Below are 25,764 nucleotides of genomic sequence, written 5' to 3'. Positions count from 1 at the left end.
AAGAGATAAAATGGAAACAAAAACAATGTCGTTCCGTGACACCATTATCCTTGCTATGTCTGAGGAAATGCGTCGCGATAAAAATGTGTTCTTGATGGGAGAAGATGTCGGTGTCTTCGGAGGAGACTTCGGAACATCTGTTGGAATGCTTGAAGAATTTGGTCCAGAACGTGTTCGTGACTGTCCAATTTCTGAGGCTGCTATCTCAGGTGCAGCAGCAGGAGCAGCCATGACAGGGCTTCGTCCAATCGTCGATATGACCTTCATGGATTTCTCGGTTATTGCCATGGACAATATCGTCAACCAAGCTGCCAAAACACGTTATATGTTTGGTGGTAAAGGTCAGGTTCCAATGACTGTCCGTTGTGCAGCAGGTAACGGAGTTGGTTCTGCAGCCCAGCACTCGCAATCACTAGAGTCTTGGTTTACTCACATTCCAGGACTTAAGGTTGTGGCACCAGGTACACCTGCGGATATGAAAGGATTGCTTAAGTCTTCTATCCGTGATAATAACCCTGTTATCATTCTTGAGTACAAGTCAGAATTTAACCAAAAAGGGGAAGTGCCAGTTGATCCAGACTACACGATTCCACTTGGAGTTGGGGAAATCAAACGTGAAGGTACGGATGTAACAGTTGTTACTTATGGAAAAATGCTTCGCCGTGTGGTTCAAGCTGCTGAAGAATTAGCAGAAGAAGGCATTTCAGTTGAAATTGTTGACCCACGTACCCTTGTTCCGCTTGATAAGGATATCATCATTAACTCAGTTAAGAAGACTGGTAAGGTTGTTCTGGTCAACGATGCCCACAAAACAAGCGGCTATATCGGAGAGATTTCAGCTATTATTTCAGAATCAGAAGCATTTGATTATCTAGATGCACCAATCCGCCGTTGCGCAGGAGAAGATGTGCCAATGCCTTATGCACAAAACCTAGAGAATGCAATGATTCCAACCATTGAAAGCATTAAAGAAGCAATCCGTAAGACATATAACAAAGAATAAAATCACATAAATTAAATTATGTAAAATATTTGATTTTTTAACTTTAGTAACTTGAGATACGTGTTGTATTCAAGTGATTTGAAGAGTTGCGACATGAGTGAGTCGAATCGATAATATTCGACGAATGAATTAGTAAGTCTACTAGGTTGTCCGCCTGATAGCGGCAACCGTAGTAACTTGAGATGCGTTTCGTGTCCAAGTTACTTGTAGAGTTGAACACGGGCTAAAGTCTGTGTGAAAAAGATAAACTTTCCTAGAAACTAAAGTTTCTTCGTCAAGTTTCCTATTTTCACTTTGACTTTTGACGCCCTTAGTATCATTTAATTGAATTCGGACGGAGGTCTGCGAAAAAAAAGATAGATTTCCTTGTGTTCATCGAACACATCGTCAATCTCCTATTTTTTCATTGCCCTCTGCGTCCTTAATATCTTATATTCGAACACGGGCTAAAAGCTCGGAAAAAAGATAAATCTCCTTGGCTTCATCGAAGCCATCGTCGATTTCCTATTTTTCTATCGCTTTTAAACGCCCTTAGTATCATAAATAGAATTGGAGAGGTCATGGCTGATGACAAGCTAAGAGCGACTCCTGCAGCTAGAAAGTTAGCGGATGATTTAGGGATCAACCTCTACGATGTTTCTGGCTCAGGTGCAAACGGTCGTGTCCACAAAGAAGACGTGGAAACTTATAAAGACACAAACGTGGTTCGCATTTCGCCACTTGCAAAACGAATTGCCCTCGAACATAACATTGCTTGGCAGGAAATTCAAGGAACGGGTCATCGTGGTAAAATCATGAAGAAGGATGTTTTGGCCTTGCTTCCTGAAAATATCGAAAACGACACTATCAAGTCTCCTGCTCAGATTGAAAAAGTGGAAGAAGTTCCAGATAACGTAACACCATACGGTGAAATTGAACGTATTCCAATGACACCAATGCGTAAGGTTATTGCCCAACGTATGGTTGAATCATACCTAACTGCGCCAACTTTCACACTCAATTATGAAGTTGATATGACTGAAATGCTGGCTCTTCGTAAGAAGGTTCTTGAGCCAATCATGGAAGCAACTGGGAAGAAGACTACTGTAACAGACCTTCTTTCACTTGCTGTTGTGAAGACCCTTATGAAACACCCTTACATCAACGCTTCATTGACAGAAGACGGCAAGACTATTATCACTCATAACTACGTCAACCTTGCGATGGCAGTTGGGATGGATAATGGTTTGATGACACCTGTTGTTTACAATGCTGAAAAGATGAGCCTTTCAGAGCTGGTCGTAGCCTTCAAGGATGTTATTGGCCGTACCTTGGATGGTAAATTGGCTCCAAGTGAACTGCAAAATTCAACATTCACAATCAGTAACCTGGGAATGTTTGGTGTTCAGTCCTTTGGTCCTATCATCAACCAACCAAACTCAGCTATTCTTGGTGTCAGTTCGACTATTGAGAAGCCAGTTGTCGTCAATGGTGAGATTGTCATTCGTCCAATCATGAGTCTTGGCTTAACAATTGACCACCGTGTTGTAGATGGTATGGCAGGTGCTAAGTTTATGAAAGACTTGAAAGAATTGATTGAAAATCCAATCTCAATGTTGATTTAAGAACAAGAGTATTCATTTTAAAGATATAGATAAAGGAAGGAAGACATGGCCTTAGAAGTAATTATGCCAAAAGCCGGCGTGGATATGACAGAAGGACAAATTGTCCAATGGAATAAAAAAGTCGGAGAATTTGTAAAAGAAGGAGAAATCCTTTTGGAAATCATGACTGACAAAGTCAGCATGGAATTGGAAGCAGAAGAAGACGGTTACTTGATCGCTATCCTTAAAGGGGACGGTGAAACAGTCCCTGTAACGGAAGTTATCGGTTACCTCGGTGAAGAAGGCGAAAACATACCAACAGCTGGAGTAGTAGCGCCAGAAGCTAGCCCAGCACCTACAGCAAGTGCTTCAAACGATGATGGTAAGAGCGATGACGCTTACGATATCGTTGTTATCGGTGGTGGACCTGCTGGTTATGTTTCTGCTATTAAAGCTGCACAATTAGGTGGTAAGGTTGCTCTTGTTGAGAAATCTGAACTTGGTGGTACTTGCTTGAACCGCGGATGTATTCCAACTAAGACTTACCTCCATAACGCTGAAATTATCGAGAATATCGGTCATGCAGCAAATCGTGGTATCGTAATTGAAAATCCTAACTTCACTGTTGATATGGAAAAACTTTTAGAAACTAAATCTAAAGTTGTTAATACTCTTGTTGGCGGTGTTGCAGGTCTTCTTCGTAGCTACGGAGTTACTGTTCATAAGGGTATCGGTACCATCACTAAAGATAAGAATGTCTTGGTAAATGGTTCTGAATTGCTTGAAACTAAGAAAATTATCCTTGCTGGTGGTTCAAAAGTCAGCAAGATTAACGTCCCTGGTATGGAATCATCACTTGTCATGACCAGTGACGACATTCTTGAAATGAATGAAGTACCAGAAAGCCTTGTTATCATCGGTGGTGGCGTTGTCGGTATTGAACTCGGCCAAGCTTTCATGACATTTGGTTCAAAGATAACTGTTATCGAAATGATGGACCGTATCGTGCCAGCTATGGATGCTGAAGTTTCTAAGAACCTTCGTTTGATCCTTGAGCGCAAAGGTATGACCATCTTAACTGACACTAAGCTCCAAGAAATCATCGAGGAAAATGGTCAACTTCGTATCAAGGTTGAAGGAAAAGATGATATCATTGCAAGCAAAGCTCTTCTTTCAATCGGTCGTGTGCCAGACCTTGAAGGAATTGGTGATGTTGAGTTTGAACTGGATCGTGGACGTATCAAGGTCAACGAATACATGGAAACTTCTGTTCCTGGAATCTACGCTCCAGGTGACATCAACGGTACGAAGATGTTGGCCCACGCAGCTTTCCGCATGGGTGAAGTTGCCGCTGAAAATGCCCTTAAAGGAAATCATGCTGTTGCCAAATTGAACTTGACTCCTGCAGCCATCTACACTCTTCCTGAAGTAGCAGCAGTAGGTTTGACAGAAGAACAAGCTCGTGAGAAATACGATGTCCAAATCGGTAAGTTCAACTTTGCTGCTAACGGTCGTGCCATTGCCTCAGATGCTGCTCAAGGTTTCGTAAAAGTTATTGCAGATAAGAAATACGGAGAAATCCTTGGTGTACACATTATCGGTCCTGCAGCCGCAGAGTTAATCAACGAAGCGTCAAGCATTATCGAAATGGAAATTACTGTTGAAGAAATGCTGAAGACTATCCACGGACACCCAACCTACTCTGAAGTGATGTACGAAGCATTTGCGGATGTTCTAGGAATGGCCATCCATTCACCTAAGAAAAAATAAAACGAAGATAGACTAGACTGGAAAATATCTTTCCAGTTTCTATCGTATAAAGGGATATCATGAAATATATTATCAATCATTCAAACGACACTGCCTTTAATATTGCCTTGGAAGAATATGCCTTTAAACACCTTTTGGATGAGGATCAAATCTTCCTTCTTTGGATTAACAAACCATCTATCATTGTTGGTCGTCACCAGAATACTATCGAAGAAATCAACCGTGATTATGTTCGTGAAAATGGTATTGAGGTAGTCCGCCGTATCAGTGGTGGTGGAGCTGTTTACCACGATTTAAACAATCTCAACTACACGATTATCTCAAAAGAAGATGAAAACAAGGCTTTTGACTTTAAGAGCTTCTCAACTCCAGTTATCAATACACTAGCTCAACTTGGGGTTAAAGCTGAGTTCACAGGCCGTAATGACCTAGAGATTGATGGCAAGAAATTCTGTGGAAATGCCCAAGCCTATATCAATGGCCGTATCATGCACCACGGCTGCTTGCTCTTTGACGTTGATTTGTCAGTCCTTGCTAACGCCCTCAAGGTTTCAAAAGATAAATTTGAATCAAAAGGTGTAAAATCGGTTCGTGCTCGTGTAACCAATATTGTCAATGAACTACCAGAAAAAATCACAGTTGAAGAATTCCGTGATTTGCTATTGGAATACATGAAAAAAGAGTACCCAGAGATGACTGAATACGTCTTTTCTGAGGAAGAATTGGCTGAAATCAATCGCATCAAGGATACTAAGTTTGGAACTTGGGATTGGAACTATGGTAAATCACCTGAGTTTAACGTCCGTCGTGGGACAAAATTCACCAGTGGTAAAGTCGAAGTCTTTGCGAATGTCGTCGAATCAAAAATTCAAGACATCAAGATTTATGGTGACTTCTTTGGTATCGAGGACGTTGCAGCTGTAGAAGATGTCCTTCGTGGCGTCAAATACGAACGTGAAGATGTTCTTAAAGCTCTGGAAACTATTGATATTACACGCTACTTCGCTGGTATTAGCCGTGAAGAAATCGCTGAAGCGGTAGTAGAGTAAAGAAAAGCTATTGGTTAGTCATTGTGGATTGCAGAAAAGATATTATCTGGATAGGACAAGTCTTGCAATCTGCTGAACGAGAATCAAAAAGAACTCACTTCCAATGCTTAATAAAAAACTTGGAAGTTTGATCTGAGTCAAGTAAATACGACTATTTGCAATTGAATATTGAGATGAGAAAGTTAGTATTAGATTGACTGTAAGGTGACACAGGCGCGAGTTGCTTTTTGATTTCTATATAGTATAGACACCACCAAAAGACTATTATTTCTATAGTTGAACGATACCTCAAAAGTTAGACATAGAAAATCTAATTTTTGAGGTATTTTATAATTTTTAATTCAGGATTTTTTAGTATCAAAAGATGTTTCATAAAATATGGACTCAACCTTTCAACTTAATCCTATTTATTGCTTACTATCCAATAAAATTGAAAAGGATGGAAAAAAGGTTACATTTATGATATAATTTATTTTAAAGACCTTATTAGAAATCTTGAAAGAGTATTAAAAACTTATAATGAGAAAAATTGTTATCAATGGTGGATTACCACTGCAAGGTGAAATCACTATTAGTGGTGCTAAAAATAGTGTTGTGGCCTTAATTCCAGCTATTATATTGGCTGATGATGTGGTGACTTTGGATTGTGTTCCAGATATTTCGGATGTAGCCAGTCTTGTCGAAATTATGGAATTGATGGGAGCTACTGTTAAGCGTTATGACGATGTCTTGGAGATTGATCCAAGAGGTGTTCAAAATATTCCAATGCCTTATGGTAAAATTAACAGTCTTCGTGCATCTTACTATTTTTATGGGAGCCTCTTAGGCCGCTTTGGTGAAGCGACAGTTGGTTTGCCGGGAGGATGTGATCTTGGTCCTCGTCCGATTGACCTACACCTTAAGGCTTTTGAAGCTATGGGTGCCACTGTTAGCTACGAGGGAGATAACATGAAGTTATCTGCTAAAGATACAGGACTTCATGGTGCAAGTATTTACATGGATACGGTTAGTGTTGGTGCGACGATTAATACGATGATTGCTGCAGTTAAAGCAAATGGTCGTACCATTATTGAAAATGCAGCCCGTGAGCCTGAGATTATTGATGTAGCTACTCTCTTGAATAATATGGGAGCCCATATCCGCGGTGCAGGAACTAATATCATCATTATTGATGGTGTTGAAAGATTACATGGAACCCGTCATCAGGTGATTCCAGACCGTATCGAAGCTGGAACATATATTTCTTTAGCTGCTGCAGTCGGCAAGGGGATTCGTATAAATAATGTTCTTTACGAACACCTAGAAGGATTTATTGCTAAGCTGGAAGAAATGGGAGTGAGAATGACTGTATCTGAAGACAGCATTTTTGTCGAAGAGCAGTCTAATTTGAAAGCAATCAATATTAAGACGGCTCCTTACCCAGGTTTTGCTACTGACTTGCAACAACCGATTACTCCACTTTTACTAAGAGCGAATGGTCGTGGTACAATTGTCGATACGATTTACGAAAAACGTGTAAATCATGTTTTTGAACTAGCAAAGATGGATGCGGACATTTCGACAACAAATGGTCATATTTTGTACACAGGTGGACGTGATTTGCGTGGGGCAAGTGTTAAAGCAACTGACCTGAGAGCTGGTGCAGCTTTAGTTATTGCTGGTTTGATGGCCGAGGGACAAACTGAAATTACCAATATCGAGTTTATCTTACGTGGTTATTCTGATATTATCGAAAAATTACGTAATCTAGGAGCGGATATTACACTTGTTGAGGATTAAACCGTAGAGGTGTTTATGAATATTTGGACCAAATTAGCAATGTTTTCTTTTTTTGAAACGGATCGCTTGTATTTGCGTCCTTTCTTTTTTAGTGATAGTAAGGACTTCCATGAGATAGCTTCAAATCCAGAAAATTTACAATTCATTTTTCCAAGTCAAGCTAGTCCTGAAGAGAGTCAATATGCACTGGCCAATTATTTTATGAAGGTTCCTTTAGGAGTATGGGCTATTTGTGATAAGAAAACTGAAAAAATGATTGGTTCAATTAAGTTTGAGAAGCTAGATGAAATTAAAAAAGAAGCAGAACTTGGCTATTTTTTGAGAAAAGATGTATGGTGTCAAGGATTTATGACAGAGGTTGTTAGAAAAATTTGTCAGCTTTCTTTTGAGGAATTTGGCTTAAAACAATTATCTATTATTACCCATCTCGAAAATGAAGCAAGTCAAAAGGTTGCTCTTAAGGCTGGATTTAGTTTGTTCCGTCAGTTTAAGGGAAGTGATCGCTACACAAGAAAAATGCGGGATTATCTTGAATTTCGGTATGTAAAAGGAGAATTCAATGAGTAAGCATCAGGAAATTCTAAGCTATTTGGAAGAATTACCTGTCGGAAAGAGGGTTAGTGTTCGTAGTATTTCCAACCATCTGGGAGTCAGTGATGGAACGGCTTATCGCGCTATCAAGGAAGCTGAAAACCGTGGAATTGTGGAGACTCGACCAAGAAGTGGTACTATTCGCGTTAAATCCCAGAAAGTTGCTATTGAAAGATTAACTTTTGATGAAATTGCAGAAGTGACTTCTTCGGAGGTTCTGGCTGGTCAAGAAGGTTTAGAGAGAGAATTTAGCAAGTTTTCAATCGGTGCCATGACTGAACAAAACATCTTGTCTTACCTTCATGATGGGGGGCTCTTGATTGTCGGAGATCGTACTCGTATCCAATTATTAGCGCTTGAAAATGAAAATGCAGTCTTGGTTACAGGTGGTTTCCATGTTCATGATGATGTTCTTAAACTGGCAAATCAAAAAGGAATTCCTGTTTTAAGAAGCAAGCATGATACTTTCACTGTTGCGACCATGATCAATAAAGCCTTGTCAAATGTTCAAATTAAGACGGATATTCTGACAGTTGAGAAACTTTATCGTCCGAGTCATGAGTATGGTTTTCTGAGAGAGACTGACACCGTTAAAGATTATTTGGACTTAGTTCGTAAGAATCGTAGCAGTCGTTTTCCAGTGATTAACCAACATCAGGTTGTTGTTGGAGTTGTAACCATGAGAGACGCTGGTGATAAGTCACCAAGTACCACAATTGACAAGGTCATGTCGCGTAGTCTATTTTTAGTTGGTTTATCGACAAATATTGCCAATGTGAGTCAACGGATGATTGCTGAAGACTTTGAAATGGTACCGGTTGTTCGGAATAATCAAACCTTGCTTGGAGTTGTGACACGACGAGATGTCATGGAGAAAATGAGTCGTTCCCAAGTTTCGGCTCTACCAACTTTTTCTGAGCAGATTGGACAAAAACTCTCTTATCACCATGATGAAGTAGTCATTACAGTGGAACCTTTTATGCTTGAAAAAAACGGTGTTTTGGCTAATGGTGTATTAGCTGAAATTTTGACTCACATGACCCAAGATTTAGTTGTGAATAGCGGGCGCAATCTCATTATCGAGCAGATGCTGATCTACTTTTTGCAGGCTGTTCAGATTGATGATATACTGCGCATTCAAGCACGCATTATCCATCATACTAGACGATCAGCTATTATTGACTACGATATTTATCACGGTCATCAGATTGTTTCAAAAGCAAATGTGACCGTTAAAATTAATTAGAAACTAGGAGAAAAGATGATAACATTAAAATCAGCTCGTGAAATCGAAGCTATGGATAAAGCCGGTGATTTCCTTGCAAGTATTCATATCGGCTTACGTGATTTGATTAAGCCTGGCGTAGATATGTGGGAAGTTGAAGAGTATGTTCGCCGTCGTTGTAAGGAAGAAAATTTCCTTCCACTTCAGATTGGGGTTGACGGTGCCATGATGGATTATCCTTATGCTACCTGCTGCTCTCTTAATGATGAAGTTGCTCACGCTTTCCCTCGTCATTATATCTTGAAAGATGGTGATTTGCTCAAAGTGGATATGGTTTTGGGAGGTCCAATTGCCAAATCTGATTTGAATGTCTCAAAATTAAACTTCAACAATGTCGAGCAAATGAAAAAATACACTCAGAGCTATTCTGGTGGTCTAGCAGACTCATGTTGGGCTTACGCTGTAGGTACACCGTCCGAAGAAGTGAAAAATTTGATGGATGTAACCAAAGAAGCCATGTACAAGGGAATCGAGCAAGCTGTCGTTGGAAATCGTATCGGTGATATCGGTGCGGCTATTCAAGAATACGCTGAAAGTCGTGGTTACGGGGTAGTGCGTGATTTGGTTGGTCATGGTGTTGGACCAACTATGCACGAAGAACCAATGGTTCCTAACTATGGTATTGCAGGTCGTGGACTCCGTCTCCGTGAAGGGATGGTCTTGACAATTGAACCAATGATCAATACAGGTGACTGGGAAATCGATACAGATATGAAAACTGGTTGGGCACATAAAACCATCGACGGTGGATTGTCATGCCAGTATGAACACCAATTCGTGATTACGAAAGATGGTCCTGTTATCTTGACTAGTCAAGGTGAAGAAGGAACTTATTAAAATAATTAAAAACAGATTGAAGAAAAAGTGGCTCTTTGGACAATTTTCTTCAATTTTTTCTTTTATCTATAGTGAAATGAAAAAACCGAACAACTTGATTGAGAAATTCAAATCAATTTCTAACAATGTTTTAGAAAACATAGTGTACTATTAAAGAGTTTATTCCATATAATATAATGATAAAAACAGTTAACCGTAGCAAACTTGATACAAATTTTAATATTTATAGTACAATAGGTTTAAATTCTTAAGAAAGTTGGTTCTTTATTGGAAACGCTAGTATTTTCAATCTCCGTTTTTCTAGCAGGGGTCTTGTCCTTCTTTTCTCCCTGTATTTTTCCTCTGTTACCCGTTTACACTGGAATTTTGCTGGATGATCAGGAAAGTGCAAAAAGTTTTTCCTTATTTGGGAGAAAGGTTCTTTGGTCGGGTCTGATTCGAACGCTTTGCTTTATTGCAGGTATTTCTCTTATTTTCTTTATTCTAGGATTTGGTGCTGGTTACTTTGGTAATATTCTCTATGCCAATTGGTTTCGCTATACTATGGGTACGATTATTATCATTTTAGGCCTTCACCAGATGGAAATTTTTCATTTTAAGAAATTAGAGGTTCAAAAAAGCTTTACTTTTAAGAAATCAGAAGCCAATCGTTATTGGTCGGCATTTTTACTTGGTATTACCTTTAGCTTCGGTTGGACGCCATGTATCGGTCCAGTTTTGAGTTCGGTTTTAGCTCTTGCGGCTTCTGGTGGTAATGGAGCTTGGCAAGGTGCTATCTATACTCTTATTTACACTCTAGGGATGGCCATTCCTTTCTTGGTTTTGGCTCTAGCTTCAGGTGTAGTGATGCCTTATTTTAGTAAAATCAAGCGTCATATGATGCTACTGAAGAAAATTGGTGGTTTCCTCATTATTTTAATGGGAATTTTGTTAATACTAGGACAAGTAAATGTTCTAGCTGGAATTTTTGAATAAAGGAGAAAAAGATGAAAAAAGCAATGTTTGCTGGCTTAAGCCTCTTGTCATTAGTCGTTTTAATAGCTTGCGGGGAGGAAGAAACTAAAAAGACTCAAGCACCAGAACAAGCCCCAAAACAGCAGCAACAAACGCCTGTACAACAAATTGCTGTTGGAAAAGAAGCTCCAGACTTCACCTTGCAATCCATGGATGGTAAAGAAGTTAGGTTATCTGATTATAAGGGTAAAAAAGTCTACTTGAAATTTTGGGCTTCATGGTGTGGTCCATGTAAGAAAAGTATGCCTGAGTTGATGGAATTAGCTGCGAAACCAGATCGTGATTTCGAAATTCTTAGTGTCATTGCACCAGGAATTCAAGGTGAAAAAACTGTTGAGCAATTCCCACAATGGTTCCAAGATCAAGGTTATAAGGATATCCCAGTTCTTTATGATACCAAAGCAACCACCTTCCAAGCTTATCAAATTCGAAGCATTCCTACAGAATATTTAATTGATAGCCAAGGAAAGATTGGAAAGATTCAATTTGGTGTCATCAGCAATGCGGATGCGGAAGCAGCCTTTAAAGAAATGAACTAGAATCGATAAAAATCTGATTACAATATGTAATCAGATTTTTTTAGAAAAACATTTTATAAATATTCACAAATATCCTATATTTATGGTAAAATAGAATCATCATTTTATTTGGAGAAGAAAGATGAATATATTTAGAACAAAGAATGTTAGTTTGGATAAAACAGAGATGCACAGGCATTTGAAGTTATGGGATTTGATTTTGCTGGGTATCGGAGCCATGGTTGGTACAGGTGTTTTTACAATTACAGGTACTGCAGCTGCAACGCTTGCTGGTCCAGCCCTAGTGATTTCAATCGTCATTTCTGCCTTGTGCGTTGGATTATCAGCCCTCTTTTTTGCAGAATTTGCTTCGCGAGTACCTGCTACAGGTGGTGCCTACAGCTATCTCTATGCTATATTAGGAGAATTCCCTGCTTGGTTGGCTGGTTGGTTAACCATGATGGAGTTCATGACAGCCATATCAGGCGTAGCTTCGGGGTGGGCAGCTTATTTTAAAGGCTTGCTCTCTCAATACGGGATAGCCCTTCCTCAGGCTTTAAATGGGACCTTTAATCCTCAAGCAGGGACATTTGTTGATTTATTGCCTATTCTTGTCTTGGTCTTGGTGACCTCGCTTGTTTTACTCAATGCTAAAGCAGCCTTACGCTTTAATTCTATTCTAGTGATTTTGAAATTTTCCGCTTTAGCTCTCTTTGTTTTAGTAGGAATCTGGCATATCAAACTTGATAACTGGAGTAATTTTGCTCCCTATGGTTTTGGACAAATCTATGGTGCTAGTACTGGTATTATGGCTGGTGCATCCTTGATGTTTTTCGGTTTTTTGGGATTTGAATCCATCTCTATGGCTGTAGATGAAGTCAAGACTCCTCAAAAAAATATTCCTAGAGGGATTGTCTTATCGCTTTCTATCGTAACTATTCTCTATGCCTTGGTGACGCTTGTCCTGACTGGTGTGGTTCACTATAGTCATCTAAATGTCGACGATGCCGTTGCCTTTGCCCTTCGTAGTGTTGGGATTAGTTGGGCAGCCAACTATGTGTCATTAGTGGCTATCTTGACCTTGATTACAGTTTGTATTTCGATGACCTATGCCCTATCGCGTATGATTTACAGTTTAGCGCGTGACGGATTGATGCCTGCCGCCTTTAAAGAACTAACGAAGACTAGCAAGGTACCCAAGAATGCTACTATCTTGACGGGTCTAGCTTCAGCAGTAGCTGCAGGAATATTCCCACTAGCCAGTATCGCAGCCTTCTTAAACATTTGTACCTTGGCCTACTTGATGATGCTTGCTTACGGCTTGATTCGTTTACGGAAAGAAAAAGGAATGCCCAAAGCGGGCGAATTTAAAACACCATTGGTACCTCTGTTACCGATTTTATCAATCATCATTTGTTTATCCTTTATGTTGCAGTATAATATGGAAACTTGGATTGCTTTCCTAGTTGCGTTGTTAGTAGGAAGTATGATTTACTTCACTTATGGCTATAAGCATTCTACCATAGAAGAATAATACTCTTCGAAAATCTCTTCAAACCACGTCAGCTTCGCCTTGCCGTATATATGGTTATTGACTTCGTCAGTTTCATCTACAACCTCAAAAACATGTTTTGAGCTGACTTCGTCAGTCTTATCTACAACCTCAAAACAGTGTTTTGAGCAACCTACGGCTAGCTTCCTAATTTGCTCTTTGATTTTCATTGAGTATAAAGTGAGAATCTGTTGAGTTGTTGAAACTCAGCAGATTTTTATATGTGAAAGAAATTTCAAAATTTTTCTAAAAATAGCTTGACAGATTAAATTTTTAGGAGTAGAATGTTTACCAGTTAATTAAATAGTTAAGGGGTTATCCATGAAAAAACAAAGTTTATTTTTAGTATTGTTAAGTGTCTTTCTTTTGTGTTTAGGGGCCTGTGGTCAAAAGGAAAGCCAAACAGGAAAAGGGATGAAAATTGTGACCAGTTTTTATCCTATCTACTCTATGGTTAAAGAGATATCTGGTGATTTGAATGATGTTCGGATGATTCAGTCAAGTAGTGGGATTCACTCCTTTGAACCTTCAGCAAATGACATCGCGGCCATCTATGATGCAGACGTCTTTGTTTATCATTCTCATACGCTCGAATCTTGGGCAGGAAGTTTAGATCCCAATCTAAAAAAATCTAAAGTCAAGGTTTTAGAGGCTTCAGAGGGAATGACTTTAGACCGCGTCCCAGGGCTAGAAGATGTGGAAGCAGGGGATGGAGTTGATGAAAAAACGCTCTATGACCCTCACACATGGCTAGATCCAGAAAAAGCTGGCGAAGAAGCGCAAATTATCGCTGACAAACTTTCAGAGGTGGACAGTGAGCATAAAGAAACTTACCAGAAAAATGCGCAAGCCTTTATCAAAAAAGCTCAGGAATTGACTAAGAAATTCCAACCTAAATTTGAAAAAGCGAGTCAGAAAACCTTTGTAACACAACATACAGCCTTTTCTTATCTAGCTAAGCGATTTGGACTGAATCAATTGGGTATTGCAGGTATCTCTCCTGAACAAGAACCAAGTCCAAGACAACTAACTGAAATTCAGGAATTTGTTAAAACTTATAAGGTTAAGACGATTTTTACAGAAAGTAACGCTTCTTCAAAAGTAGCTGGAACTCTTGTCAAATCAACAGGTGTGGGTCTTAAAACTCTAAATCCTTTAGAAGCAGACCCACAAAATGACAAGACTTATCTAGAAAACCTTGAAGAAAATATGAGTGTTCTAGCAGAAGAATTGAAATGAGGAAAGAATGAAAATCAATAAAAAATATGTAGCAAGTTCAGTGGCAGTTCTTGCCCTAAGTGTTTGTTCCTATGAACTTGGTCGTTATCAAGCTGGTCAAGTTAAGAAAGAGTCTAATCGAGTTGCTTATATAGATGCTGATCAGGCTGGTCAAAAGGCAGAAAATTTAACACCAGATGAAGTCAGTAAGAGAGAGGGGATCAATGCCGAGCAAATCGTCATTAAGATTACGGATCAAGGTTATGTGACCTCTCATGGAGACCATTATCATTACTATAATGGCAAGGTTCCTTACGATGCTATTATCAGTGAAGAACTCCTCATGAAAGATCCGAATTATCAGTTGAAGGATTCAGACATCGTCAATGAAATCAAGGGTGGCTATGTGATTAAGGTAGACGGAAAATACTATGTTTACCTCAAGGATGCGGCTCATGCGGATAATATTCGGACAAAAGAAGAGATTAAACGTCAGAAGCAGGAACACAGTAGTAATCACGGGGGCGGTTCTAACGATCAGGCAGTAGTTGCAGCCAGAGCCCAAGGACGTTATACAACGGATGATGGTTATATCTTTAATGCATCTGATATCATTGAGGACACTGGTGATGCTTATATCGTACCTCATGGTAATCACTTCCACTATATTCCTAAGAGTGATTTGTCTGCCAGTGAATTAGCTGCTGCCCAAGCCTTCCTATCTGGAAAAGGCGGTCAATTAAGTACGGTTGAATACCGTTTAAGCAGAGCTGAAACAAGATTTAGTATGAGAACGAGTCCATCTGAGGCTTCTCAAGATTCTGCCCAAGCTCCTGAGAGTCAAAATGAGGATTTAGCTAGTCTCCTTCAAGAATTGTACGCTTTGCCACTTAGCCAACGTCATGTGGAGTCTGATGGATTGGTATTTGACCCGGCACAGATTACAAAACGAACTGCCAATGGTGTGGCAGTTCCTCACGGGGATCATTTCCATTTCATTCCTTATTCACAAATGTCTGCTTTGGAAGAAAAATTGGCTCGAAATTTGCCAATTGGAGGTCAGCCAGTTCAAAGTCATTCTGACAATACGAAACCAAGCAGTCCTGAGAAAACAAGTTCAACACCAAGTTCAACGATTAAACCAAACTTTAATCTCAATACGCAGGCACCAAATAGAGGAACTGGAGGGGCCTATACAACGGATGATGGGTATGTCTTTAGTCCGACAGATGTGATTGAAGATACAGGTGATGCTTTTGTTGTCCCTCACGGCAATCATTTCCACTATATTCCTAAGAGTGATTTGTCAGCAGGAGAATTAGCTGCTGCTCAAGCTTATTGGAATGGTAAACAGGGCTCACATTCTGCTATAAGTTCAAGTAAACCAAGTAGTGATAATGCTAAACCAACTCAACCAAGTTTGCCAGAGACTCCTAATCTGACTGTCACTCCAACTTATCATCAAAATCAAGGGGAAGATATTCCAACACTTTTACGTGAATTGTATGCCAAACCTTTGTCAGAACGACATGTGGAATCGGATGGCCTAGTCTTTGATCCGGCACAAATTATCAAACGTACAGCTAACGGTGTCGCAGTGCCTCATGGAGACCATTATCACTTTATTCCTTATTCGCAAATGTCACCGCTGGAAGAAAAATTGGCTCGTATGATAGCTGTTAAGGGACAAAATGGCAGTGTCTTGCCAAGTGTTACTCCTCTGAAGCCAGCCCCTACTACCAAACCTCAAGTACCAGCGGAAAATAAACAGACTGAACTTGATGTCAACCAGGTTGTTAGAAAAGTTGGCGGCGGTTATATTTTCGAGGATAAGGGAGTCAGTCGTTACGTTCTAGCTAAAGATTTGACCAAGGATAAGATTGATGTTATTGAAAATCTCTTGTCTAAGAAAACTAAAGAGACACACGCTCTAGTTGCGAAGAAAGAAAATGTCGCTCCTCGTGATCAAGAATTTTATGATAAAGCATATAAATTGTTGACCGAGGCTCATAAAGCCTTGTCTGAAAATAAGGGTCGTACTTTTGATTTCCAAGCCTTGGACAAGTTAGCAGAACGCTTGAATGATGAATCTTCTAATAAAGGAAAATTGGTAGATGACTTATTGGCATTCCTAGCACCAATTACCCATCCAGAGCGACTTGGAAAACCAAATGCTCAAATTGCTTATACAGACGATGAAATTAAATTAGCGAAATTAGCAGGTAAGTATACAACAGAAGATGGATATATCTTTGATATTCGTGATATTACCAGTGATGAGGGAGATGCTTATGTAACTCCACATATGACCCATAGTCACTGGATTAAGAAAGAGAGTTTGTCTGAAGCTGAAAGAGTGGCAGCTCAGGCTTATGCTAAAGAGAAAGGTTTGACACCTCCTTCAACAGAGAATAAGGGTTCAGGAAATACTGAGGTTAAAGGAGTAGAAGCAATCTATAATAAAGTGAAAGCAGCTAAGAAGGTCCCACTTGATCATATTCCTTACAATCTACAACATACTGTTGAAGTTAAAAATGGTAGCTTAATTATACCTCATTACGACCATTACCATAATATTAAATTTGGTTGGTTTGACGAAGGACTCTATGAAGCACCTAAGGGTTATAGCCTTGAGGATCTCTTTGCGACTGTAAAATATTATGTTGAACATCCTGAAGAACGTCCTCACTCAGATAATGGTTGGGGAAATGCCAGCGACCATGTTCGTAAAAATAAGGCAGACCAAGACGGTAAACATAATGAAAATAAGGAACATGATGAAGTAAGTGAGCCAACTCGCCCTGAATCTGATGAAAAAGAGAATCACGCTGCTTTAAATCCTTCAGTAGATAATCTTTATAAACCGAGTACTGATGAAGAAGAGACAGCGGAGGAGTCTAAAGATAAAACAGACGAAGATGAAGTCCCTCAAGTAGAGACTGAAAAAGTAGAAGCCAAGCTCAAAGAAGTAGAAACTTTACTTGATAAAGTAACGGATGCTGGTTTGAAAGCCAATGCGACAGAGAGCCTATCTGGTTTACGAAATAACTTGAGCCTCCAAACCATGGATAATAATGGTATCATGGCAGAAGTAGAAAAATTACTTGCTTTGTTAAAAGGGAGTGAGTCAGTAACGACGAAATCAGAAGCATAAGTTTATCCTATTAAATCAAAATGATGTAAGAGTCAGTAGCAATACTGGCTTTTATTTTTTAAAATGATATAAAAATCTTGACAGATAAGCTTAAAAAAGGTAAACTATTTACTGGTTAATTAATTGGTTAAATAACCAGTTTAGAAAAAATTGTTTAACCGAGAAAAAGAAGTTAAGAAAAAGCTTCATCATTTATTGAAATGAGGAATTTATGAAATTCAGTAAAAAGTATATAGCAGTCGGATCAGCTGTTATCGTGTCCTTGAGTCTATGTGCTTATGCGCTAAATCAGCATCGCTCGCAGGAAGATAAGGACAATAATCGTGTCTCTTATGTGGATGGCAGTCAGTCAAGTCAGAAAACTGAAAACCTGACACCAGATCAGGTCAGCCAAAAAGAAGGAATTCAGGCCGAGCAAATTGTTATTAAGATTACAGATCAGGGATATGTGACATCACACGGTGATCACTATCATTACTATAACGGGAAAGTTCCTTATGATGCCCTCTTTAGTGAAGAACTTCTGATGAAGGATCCAAACTACCAACTTAAGGATGGAGATATTGTCAACGAGGTTAAGGGTGGCTATATCATCAAGGTCGATGGAAAATATTATGTCTATTTGAAAGATGTAGCTCATGCTGATAATGTTCGAACCAAAGATGAAATCAACCGTCAAAAACAAGAACATGTCAAAGATAAGGAGAAGGTCAGCTCTGATGTTGCTGTAGCAAGGTCTCAGGGACGCTATACGACAGATGATGGCTATGTCTTTAATCCAGCTGATATTATTGAAGATACGGGTGATGCTTATATCGTTCCTCATGGAGGTCACTATCACTACATTCCAAAAAGTGATTTATCTGCCAGTGAATTAGCAGCAGCAAAAGCTCATCTAGCAGGCAAAAATACGAAACCGAGCCAGTTAAGCTATTCTTCAACAGCTAGTGACAATACTAATCAAGCTATAGGAAAAGAATCAACTAGCAAGCCAGAAAGCAAAGTTGACAATCTCCAAAGTCTATTGAAAGAACTCTACGATTCACCTAGCGATCAACGTTACAGTGAATCAGATGGCTTAGTCTTTGACCCTGCTAAGATTATCAGTCGTACACCAAATGGAGTTGCGATTCCGCATGGCGACCATTATCATTTTATTCCTTACAGCAAGCTCTCTGCTTTAGAAGAAAAGATTGCTAGAATGGTGCCTATCGGTGGAACTGGTTCTACAGTTTCTACAAATGAAAAACCTAATAAAGTAGCGTCTAGTCTAGGAAGTCTTTCAAGTAATCCTTCTTCTTCAACGACAAGTAAGGAACTCTCTTCAGCATCTGATGGTTATATTTTTAATCCAAAAGATATCGTTGAAGAGACGGCTACAGCTTATATTGTAAGACATGGTGATCATTTCCATTACATCCTTAAGGCGAATCAAATTGGTCAACCGATTCTTCCGAGCAACGGTCTAGCAACACCTTCGCCATCACTTCCAATCAATCCAGGAACTTCACATGAGGAACATGAAGAAGATGGTCACGGCTTTGACGCTAATCGTATTATTGCTGAAGATGAGCAAGGTTTTATCATGAGTCACGGTGATCACAATCATTACTTCTTCAAGAAGGATTTGACAGCAGACCAAATTAAGGCTGCGCAAGACCACTTGAAAGGGGCAAATACAACAACACCAGCACATGATGCCGATCACGACGAAGATCATCATGGACACCATCATGATGAAGGCCATGATCATGGATTTGATGCCGATCGCGTCATTAGTGAGGATGAGCAAGGATTTGTCATGAGTCACGGAGACCACAATCATTATTTCTTCAAGAAGGACTTGACAGCGGAGCAAATTAAGGCAGCTCAGGATCATTTGAAAACACATCATGATGCAGAGCCTGTAAAACCTCTTGCTAAAACGGTAGAGTCTTTCTCAAGAGATGCTAGTGATGAAGAAAAAATTGCTTATATTTCTAAAACATACGGAGTTCCACTTGAAGCTATTAGAATTTCCAACGGATTCTTTGTCTTTGGAAATCCAGACCAAGCCTACGATCCAACTCATATTCATCCTTACGCTGTTCGTAAGGAACACGTTCGGATTCCTCTTCAAACTGGAAATCCAGAACTTGATTTCCTAAATGAACTCTATACGACTGCCTTACGTGATGGTGTGTCTCCTTATAGTTTGCAGGTAGAAAATGGTAGTTTTGTGATCCCTCATGGTGACCACAATCACTACATCAAGGTTCAAACCAAGGGCTATGAAGTGGCTTTGAAAAATAAAATTCCAGCTCTACAATCCAACTACCAACCTGGAGCTTTTGATGAGAAGGCAGTTTTGGCAAAAGTAGATCAACTTCTAGCTGAAAGCAGAAACATCTATAAAGACAAACCTATCGAACAAAGACAGATCGAGTTAGCTTTAGGTCAGTTTACTGAAAACATGAAGAAACTGGCAACTAACTCTACAGCAGGTTATCTTGCAACACTGGATCTCTTTGATAAGCAATATATCCATATTGATGAAAGTGTCAAGCCTGTTAAAACAAGCGCTCTAGATAAGAAATATCAGGCCTTGATTGATAAAATCAATACACTAGATACAGATTCTTATGGACTTCCTAAGAAAGACCTTCTCGTTCGACTCCAGGAAGCTAAGTTGGCTAAAGATGAGGCTGGTTTAGCAGCGGTTGAATCACAACTTCAAGCTCTTCAAGACTTTAATGATCGAACAGGTGTTACAACTGTAGAATACATCAAGTATTTCTACGAACATGTCAATGACGGTCGTTTGAGTGATGAACTTCGAAACAAAGTAGCTCAGTTAACTTGGACCTTGTATCAATCTCAATCCTTCCTTAAGGCAGCAGAATTGAACAAATTATTCCCAAGTATCTATCAGGCAAAACAAGAAGTGGAAGAAGCTTTGAAAGCTCAACCAACTGCTGCGAAATCAAGTAAGACAGTTCTAGATACTGAAAAAGTAGATAATCAAAGTGCCAAGACAGCTATTTATGGCTTCTTGAAAGAATTGTACGGAGACTTTATGCCTGAGGAGCATGTCAATCATGTCAGCAAGGAAGAAGTAGAAAGTCTTTTGAACAAGGCAACTCAACTCTTGGAACAAATCCAAGAAGAAGGAATCAGACAATCTTTGGCAGAAGAAGTAGAAAATCTTAAAGCTGCCACAAACAAGGCTGATGCAGACTTGGATGAAGTAAACAGTCAGGTAAAAGATGTCTTGACTCGTATCGCTAGCACCCTTCAACAAGAGAAGGAAAATACTGAGCAAGATCCTCAGACACTTGTACTCTATCAAAAACTCTACGATATCCTCATGTCGCTTCACGCTTACTTAGAAAACAATAAGGGTTCTGATGAGGACTTTGATAAGGTAGATGCTTTACTAGATCAACTTTCTGCCAAGAGTAAAGATAAGGCTGCTTTACTTGAATTGACAAAAGCTATTCTGGTCTTGAATCAAGAAATCAAGTCAAAATCAAGCGTAACTGAAGAAGCAACTCCAGCAGCAAAGTCTGAGAAGACCAGTACTGAAACTGAAATATTAGCAGCTGCGGAATCTAACAGTGAAACTGCAAATGACGAAAACAAACCAAGCAACACAACAGATTCTAAACCTGCTGAATCAACTTCAGAAAAGGGAACAACAGAATCTACAACAAGTACTGGAAATCAAGAAAAACCAGTAGAGTAAAAAAGTTGGTAGTCGGAGATCTAGGAGATTTTGCCATTCAAGGCTGTTTCCTATTTCTCATTGTAATTATAAACTGTGGCAACATAAGAAAACGAGCATTTCCAAAAGAGGAAGTGCTCGTTTTTTTCTATTTTGAAGTGAGTTTTTATCTGGTTATACTCTTCGAAAATCTCTCAAAACCACGTCAGCTTCACCTTGCCGTATATATGGTTACTGACTTTGTCAGTTTCATCCGCAACCTCAAAAACATGTTTTGAACTGACTTTGTCAGTTCTATCTACAACCTCAAAGCAGTGCTTTGAGCAACCTGCGGCTAGCTTCCTAGTTTGCTCTTTGATTTTCATTGAGTATTACTTAGAGTTGCTTATGAATGACTGTGAAAGAAATGATTGACTTGACTGTGAACATAAGATTTATCACTGATTATAATGTTTAAATAGTGCTCCAAAGCAAAGAATTATCCTCATGAGTATGAATATTATAAAATTTGTCCCAAACTTAATCTATAGTAATCAATTTATTAAAAATAAACATTGTAGTCGTATTTTAAAGATTGTTTTTCCAACAATTCTTTAGGTTTCTTTTTGTTTATAAATCTTCTAAATTAACTATCTCCAAACCATGTTCTGTCAAGCGATAGATGGTCGAACAGACCTCTTTTAAGAAACAACGGTCATGCGAAACAGTGACGAGACCGCCTGGATAAGTGGTAAAGAGTTTTCTGATTTGGGGTTGAGAAGTTGGAGAAAAGTTTCGTGTGGGTTCATCTAGAAGGAGAAAGTTTGGTTTGCGCAACACTAAATCCAAAAGCAGGAGTTTACCTTGTTGTCCGCCAGATAAGGAGCGGATTTGGTGATGCATCTCTGGATAGCTGAAATTGAGACTGGCTAGGTGAGATTGGATTTTCTGTAGTTCCTCTTTTTCCCCAGTTTTGCTGAGATAGGCTACTGGAGATAGATCCAATTGTAGTTTTTTATGGTAATCTTGTGGCATAAAACCAAGCGATATTTCTCTTTTGGCGCTGAGCAGTTGTTGAAACTTGGCTAACAGAGTTGATTTTCCAACACCATTTGGCCCGATGATACCGATTTTATCTTGGCCACGGACCGTTAGTTGTAACTCCTGAGCTAAAATACGCTCGCCAATGGACAAATTTTCTTTTTCCAGTTGGACTAAAACTTTAGAAGATGGTAATGGTTGGATGTCTGAAAAGAAAAGTTGGATTTGTTCCTCTTCAAGTGGCATTTGGGTCATGGACTGAGCTTCCTTTTCAAAGCGTTTTTCTTGAGAGAGAACAGTTTTCATCTTTTTAGCCAATAGGCGACCGGCAGTACTGTCTTTAGTTGCTCGAAGTGCAGTTTCTACATTTTGCTTGACTCGGCGATGCTTTTCCATGGTTTTATCATAGGCTCTTTGGTCGTTAGCAGCTTGCTGACTTTGTCTGGCAAAATGAACCTTTCTCTGCTCGCTATAGCGATCATAGTCTAAATGCTCGACTAGTGTTTCCGCTTCTTTCCGATGCTTGACCAGTCGCAAGTGGACAATAGTATCAGCCGTTTGAGAAAGAAAGTCTTCATCATGGGAAATGAAAATAACAGTTTGTCTAATCTTTTGAATCTGACTTTTTAGCCAATCAACCGTCTCAAGGTCTAGGTCATTTGAAGGTTCATCTAAAAATAGAATCTCAAAAGGTTTTGCTAACTCGTGTATGAGCTGAATTTTCAAAGCTTCGCCCCCTGATAGGCTGCTAATTTCTTGGTCGCTAGCAAAACGGTCGCTATCAAAGTGCAGCTCCTCCGCCAAACGATAAAGAATACTGTAGTCTAAATCAGCAGAATCCAAAAAGAAGTAGTCGTGTAGAGTTCTATTTTTCAGGATTTCAGGGAGTTTTTGAGGAATATATGCCAGTGATTGAAGGTCAGACTGGATGTCGCCCTTGATAGTAAAATCAGGTAATGCTTCCCCCATTAAAGCTCGTAGTAAAGTCGATTTACCATTTCCTTCTTCACCAATAATAGCAACCTTTTCCCCGTATTGGATAGTCATGGTTAGGTCAGATACAAGGTCTCGTAAATCTTTGTTTTGTGTGATGGTCAGATGATTGATTTTTATCATATTGTTGCCCTTTCTAGAATGTCGATTGTGCATAACAAAAAGCTCTACTTTACCTAGTAGAGCCAAAGTTTATATCAAAAACTCTATTATCATCGTTGAAAAGCTCGTCAAACTAGCTTAGGATTGCCTAATCCAACTCAAGAGGAGCAGATGGTTAGCTTTCTAGTTTTTTGATTTTCAATGAGGATAAGATACTAGAAAATCTAGTATGAAAAGAGCACACAAAAAGAGACAAAAACAAGATCTACTAAATAAAGGTTCTTTATTTGATAGACTTAGTTGTTCATGTCTCCCTTACCTCCGAGTATTAGTACCTCTATCCTATACCTTTCAGGATATTTTGTCAATAGAAAACTGGAAATTCCAAGTTCTAAAATCCCCAAAGCAGCTCTTGTAGTCGAATATCATCAGCCCTACCCTGTTTGCAGCTTTGGAAACTTTTATTTAACTCGGATAGGAGTTGGGTTGCATTAGTAATGAGTTCTTTGTCTTTCATGTGAGCATCCTCCTTGCTCTGATGTATTCTTTCCTATAGTATAGCACTAAAAAACAAAAATAACATAAATATGTTGAGTAATTCGAATTCTAATTACAAAGTTTGGTGGGCTGATTTGTAGCCTTTTCATGGTATAATCAAGAGAGTAAATCTTTATGGAGGAAGTATGAAATTAAATATTCAAGAGATCCGCAAGCAGTCTGAAGGCTTGCACTTTGAACAAAGTTTAGACCTAGTCGCAGACTTGCGTGCACGTAATCAAGAAATTTTAGATGTGAAAGATATCCTTGCTGTTGGGAAAGTACAGTACGAAGACCGTATGTATTTCTTAGATTATCAGTTATCTTACACCATTGTTCTTGCTTCAAGTCGTAGTATGGAGCCAGTTGAGTTAGCTGAATCTTATCCAGTCACAGAAGTTTTCATGGAAGGGGCAACCAACCAGTTAGATCAAGAGGTTTTAGATGATGACTTGGTCTTGCCTATTGAAAATGGAGAGCTAGATCTTGCTGAGAGCGTATCAGACAATATCCTGCTCAATATCCCTATTAAGGTCTTGACAGCTGAAGAAGAAGCGGGTCAAGGTTTTGTGTCAGGAAATGACTGGCAAATCATGACAGAGGAAGAATACCAAGCCCAACAAGCAGTCAAGAAAGAAGAAAACAGTCCTTTTGCTGGCTTACAAGGACTATTTGACGGAGACGAATAATGGTCTTGTCAAAAAAACGCGCACGAAAGGTGCTTGAAGAAATCATTGCTCTTTTCCCAGATGCCAAGCCTAGTCTTGACTTTACCAATCATTTTGAACTCCTGGTTGCGGTCATGTTGTCAGCCCAGACGACGGATGCAGCAGTAAATAAGGCAACACCAGGTCTCTTTGCCGCCTTTCCAACGCCACAAGCCATGTCTGTGGCAACTGAGAGTGAAATTGCTTCACACATTTCTCGTTTGGGATTGTATCGGAATAAAGCTAAATTCCTTAAAAAATGTGCCCAACAACTATTAGACGATTTTGATGGTCAAGTTCCTCAGACACGTGAGGAATTAGAAAGTCTAGCAGGTGTTGGTCGCAAGACAGCCAATGTAGTTATGAGTGTGGGCTTTGGGATTCCAGCCTTTGCAGTTGATACTCATGTGGAGCGTATTTGTAAGCACCACGATATCGTCAAAAAATCAGCTACGCCACTTGAGGTGGAAAAGCGGGTCATGGATATCTTGCCACCGGAGCAGTGGCTGGCAGCCCATCAGGCCATGATTTATTTTGGAAGAGCCATCTGTCATCCTAAAAATCCAGAGTGTGACCAGTACCCACAATTATATGATTTTAGCAATTTGTAAGATGGAACATCGAAAGTTTTTGCTTGATTTTAAGCATGATTTGTGCTATAGTAATTGATAATTAAATATTCCTTTAAACCTGTCCCGTGAGGCAGGCAAGGAGCGTGATAAAGTAGAAGGGTGAAGTCTATACTGTTTGCAGTAGGGCTCGCTTGGCTATACATTTCAAGTCTCCTTGTTTAAGGAGACTTTTCTTTTTGGAGGTTTGTCATGAAGACAAAAGAAGTTGTAGACGAATTGACCGTCAAACGAGCGATTACGCGTATTACCTATGAGATTATCGAACGTAACAAAGATTTGAATAAAATCGTCTTGGCTGGTATTAAAACTCGTGGTGTCTTTATCGCCCACCGTATCCAAGAACGTTTGGAGCAGCTAGAAAACCTTTCAGTTCCTGTTGTGGAATTGGATACGAAACCTTTCCGTGACGATGTTAAAAGTGGAGAAGATACTTCTTTGGTTTCTGTTGATGTGACAGACCGTGAAGTTATCTTGGTGGATGATGTTCTTTATACAGGCCGTACCATCCGCGCTGCTATTGATAATATTGTAGGTCATGGTCGTCCTGCGCGCGTGAGTTTAGCAGTTCTAGTCGATCGTGGACATAGAGAATTGCCAATCCGTCCAGATTACGTTGGGAAAAATATCCCGACCAGTCGTTCTGAAGAAATCATCGTAGAGATGGCAGAACTTGATGGCCAAGACAGAGTTCTGATTACTGAAGAAGCTTAGAAAGCT

Annotated in this window: 19 protein-coding genes and 1 pseudogene; 17 read left to right on the top strand and 3 right to left on the bottom strand. The window is 39.5% G+C overall.

Going from position 1 to position 25,764, the window contains the following annotated elements; translation table 11 throughout:
• Positions 1-10 precede the first annotated feature (10 nt).
• The 11 genes from AXK38_05930 (at position 11) to AXK38_05880 (ending at position 12,963) form a co-directional block, all read left to right on the top strand.
• Positions 11-1,003: a pyruvate dehydrogenase gene (locus AXK38_05930; protein AMH88807.1), complete on the top strand. Its 993-nt coding sequence runs from the start codon at positions 11-13 to the stop codon at positions 1,001-1,003.
• Positions 1,004-1,563: 560 nt separating this feature from the next.
• Positions 1,564-2,607, top strand: a complete 1,044-nt coding sequence (locus AXK38_05925) for a dihydrolipoamide acetyltransferase (GenBank protein ID AMH88806.1) — start codon at positions 1,564-1,566, stop codon at positions 2,605-2,607.
• A gap of 45 nt (positions 2,608-2,652) precedes the next feature.
• A complete protein-coding gene (locus AXK38_05920; GenBank protein AMH88805.1) occupies positions 2,653-4,356 on the top strand; it encodes a dihydrolipoyl dehydrogenase in 1,704 nt (567 codons plus the stop codon).
• A 59-nt stretch (positions 4,357-4,415) separates the two neighbouring features.
• Positions 4,416-5,405 (top strand): lipoate--protein ligase, encoded by a 990-nt coding sequence (locus AXK38_05915; protein ID AMH88804.1) that lies wholly within the window; start codon positions 4,416-4,418, stop codon positions 5,403-5,405.
• Positions 5,406-5,924: 519 nt separating this feature from the next.
• Positions 5,925-7,184: a UDP-N-acetylglucosamine 1-carboxyvinyltransferase gene (locus AXK38_05910; GenBank protein AMH88803.1), complete on the top strand. Its 1,260-nt coding sequence runs from the start codon at positions 5,925-5,927 to the stop codon at positions 7,182-7,184.
• A 15-nt stretch (positions 7,185-7,199) separates the two neighbouring features.
• Entirely contained in the window at positions 7,200-7,751 is a 552-nt protein-coding gene (locus AXK38_05905; protein AMH88802.1) for a GNAT family acetyltransferase, read from the top strand.
• Entirely contained in the window at positions 7,744-9,021 is a 1,278-nt protein-coding gene (locus AXK38_05900) for a hypothetical protein (GenBank protein AMH88801.1), read from the top strand. Before AXK38_05905 ends, AXK38_05900 begins: the two co-directional genes overlap by 8 nt.
• A 15-nt stretch (positions 9,022-9,036) precedes the next feature.
• The gene (locus AXK38_05895; protein AMH88800.1) at positions 9,037-9,897 is read left to right on the top strand and encodes a methionine aminopeptidase; all 861 of its coding nucleotides are present in this window, start codon (positions 9,037-9,039) and stop codon (positions 9,895-9,897) included.
• A gap of 267 nt (positions 9,898-10,164) precedes the next feature.
• Positions 10,165-10,872 (top strand): cytochrome C biogenesis protein, encoded by a 708-nt coding sequence (locus AXK38_05890; protein AMH88799.1) that lies wholly within the window; start codon positions 10,165-10,167, stop codon positions 10,870-10,872.
• A gap of 11 nt (positions 10,873-10,883) precedes the next feature.
• Positions 10,884-11,450 (top strand): thioredoxin, encoded by a 567-nt coding sequence (locus tag AXK38_05885; GenBank protein ID AMH88798.1) that lies wholly within the window; start codon positions 10,884-10,886, stop codon positions 11,448-11,450.
• Positions 11,451-11,571: 121 nt separating this feature from the next.
• On the top strand, positions 11,572-12,963 hold the full coding sequence (locus tag AXK38_05880) for an amino acid permease (protein ID AMH88797.1): 1,392 nt from the start codon (positions 11,572-11,574) through the stop codon (positions 12,961-12,963).
• Here the strand turns inward: AXK38_05880 and AXK38_05875 are convergent.
• A complete protein-coding gene (locus tag AXK38_05875) occupies positions 12,936-13,151 on the bottom strand; it encodes a hypothetical protein (protein ID AMH88796.1) in 216 nt (71 codons plus the stop codon). The genes AXK38_05880 and AXK38_05875 overlap by 28 nt on opposite strands.
• 151 nt (positions 13,152-13,302) lie before the next feature.
• On the opposite strand from AXK38_05875, the gene AXK38_05870 reads away from it, so the two are divergent.
• The 3 genes from AXK38_05870 to AXK38_05860 all read left to right on the top strand — a co-directional run bounded on the left by AXK38_05870 (position 13,303) and on the right by AXK38_05860 (position 21,077).
• Positions 13,303-14,220: an adhesion protein gene (locus tag AXK38_05870; GenBank protein AMH88795.1), complete on the top strand. Its 918-nt coding sequence runs from the start codon at positions 13,303-13,305 to the stop codon at positions 14,218-14,220.
• Between the two features lie 7 nt (positions 14,221-14,227).
• Positions 14,228-17,353 (top strand): pneumococcal histidine triad protein B, encoded by a 3,126-nt coding sequence (locus AXK38_05865; protein ID AMH88794.1) that lies wholly within the window; start codon positions 14,228-14,230, stop codon positions 17,351-17,353.
• 211 nt (positions 17,354-17,564) lie between these two features.
• Complete coding sequence (locus AXK38_05860; GenBank protein ID AMH88793.1) at positions 17,565-21,077, top strand: HIT family hydrolase; 3,513 nt, start codon at positions 17,565-17,567, stop codon at positions 21,075-21,077.
• A gap of 588 nt (positions 21,078-21,665) precedes the next feature.
• Here AXK38_05860 and AXK38_05855 read toward each other — a convergent pair.
• Both AXK38_05855 and AXK38_05850 read right to left on the bottom strand, forming a co-directional pair.
• A complete protein-coding gene (locus AXK38_05855; GenBank protein ID AMH88792.1) occupies positions 21,666-23,225 on the bottom strand; it encodes a multidrug ABC transporter ATP-binding protein in 1,560 nt (519 codons plus the stop codon).
• A gap of 349 nt (positions 23,226-23,574) precedes the next feature.
• Positions 23,575-23,688: pseudogene (locus tag AXK38_05850) on the bottom strand (helicase BlpT).
• Positions 23,689-23,854: 166 nt separating this feature from the next.
• Between AXK38_05850 and AXK38_05845 the strand changes: the two are divergent.
• From AXK38_05845 to AXK38_05835, 3 genes are all read left to right on the top strand, one after another.
• Complete coding sequence (locus AXK38_05845) at positions 23,855-24,397, top strand: DNA-binding protein (protein AMH88791.1); 543 nt, start codon at positions 23,855-23,857, stop codon at positions 24,395-24,397.
• Positions 24,397-25,026 (top strand): endonuclease III, encoded by a 630-nt coding sequence (locus tag AXK38_05840; GenBank protein ID AMH88790.1) that lies wholly within the window; start codon positions 24,397-24,399, stop codon positions 25,024-25,026. Before AXK38_05845 ends, AXK38_05840 begins: the two co-directional genes overlap by 1 nt.
• Positions 25,027-25,236: 210 nt before the next feature.
• Positions 25,237-25,758: a phosphoribosyl transferase gene (locus AXK38_05835; GenBank protein ID AMH88789.1), complete on the top strand. Its 522-nt coding sequence runs from the start codon at positions 25,237-25,239 to the stop codon at positions 25,756-25,758.
• The last annotated feature ends 6 nt before the right edge of the window (positions 25,759-25,764 follow it).

The organism is Streptococcus mitis (assembly GCA_001560895.1).
Lineage (GTDB): Bacteria > Bacillota > Bacilli > Lactobacillales > Streptococcaceae > Streptococcus > Streptococcus mitis_Q.
This window is presented reverse-complemented; position numbering and strand designations above follow the sequence as displayed.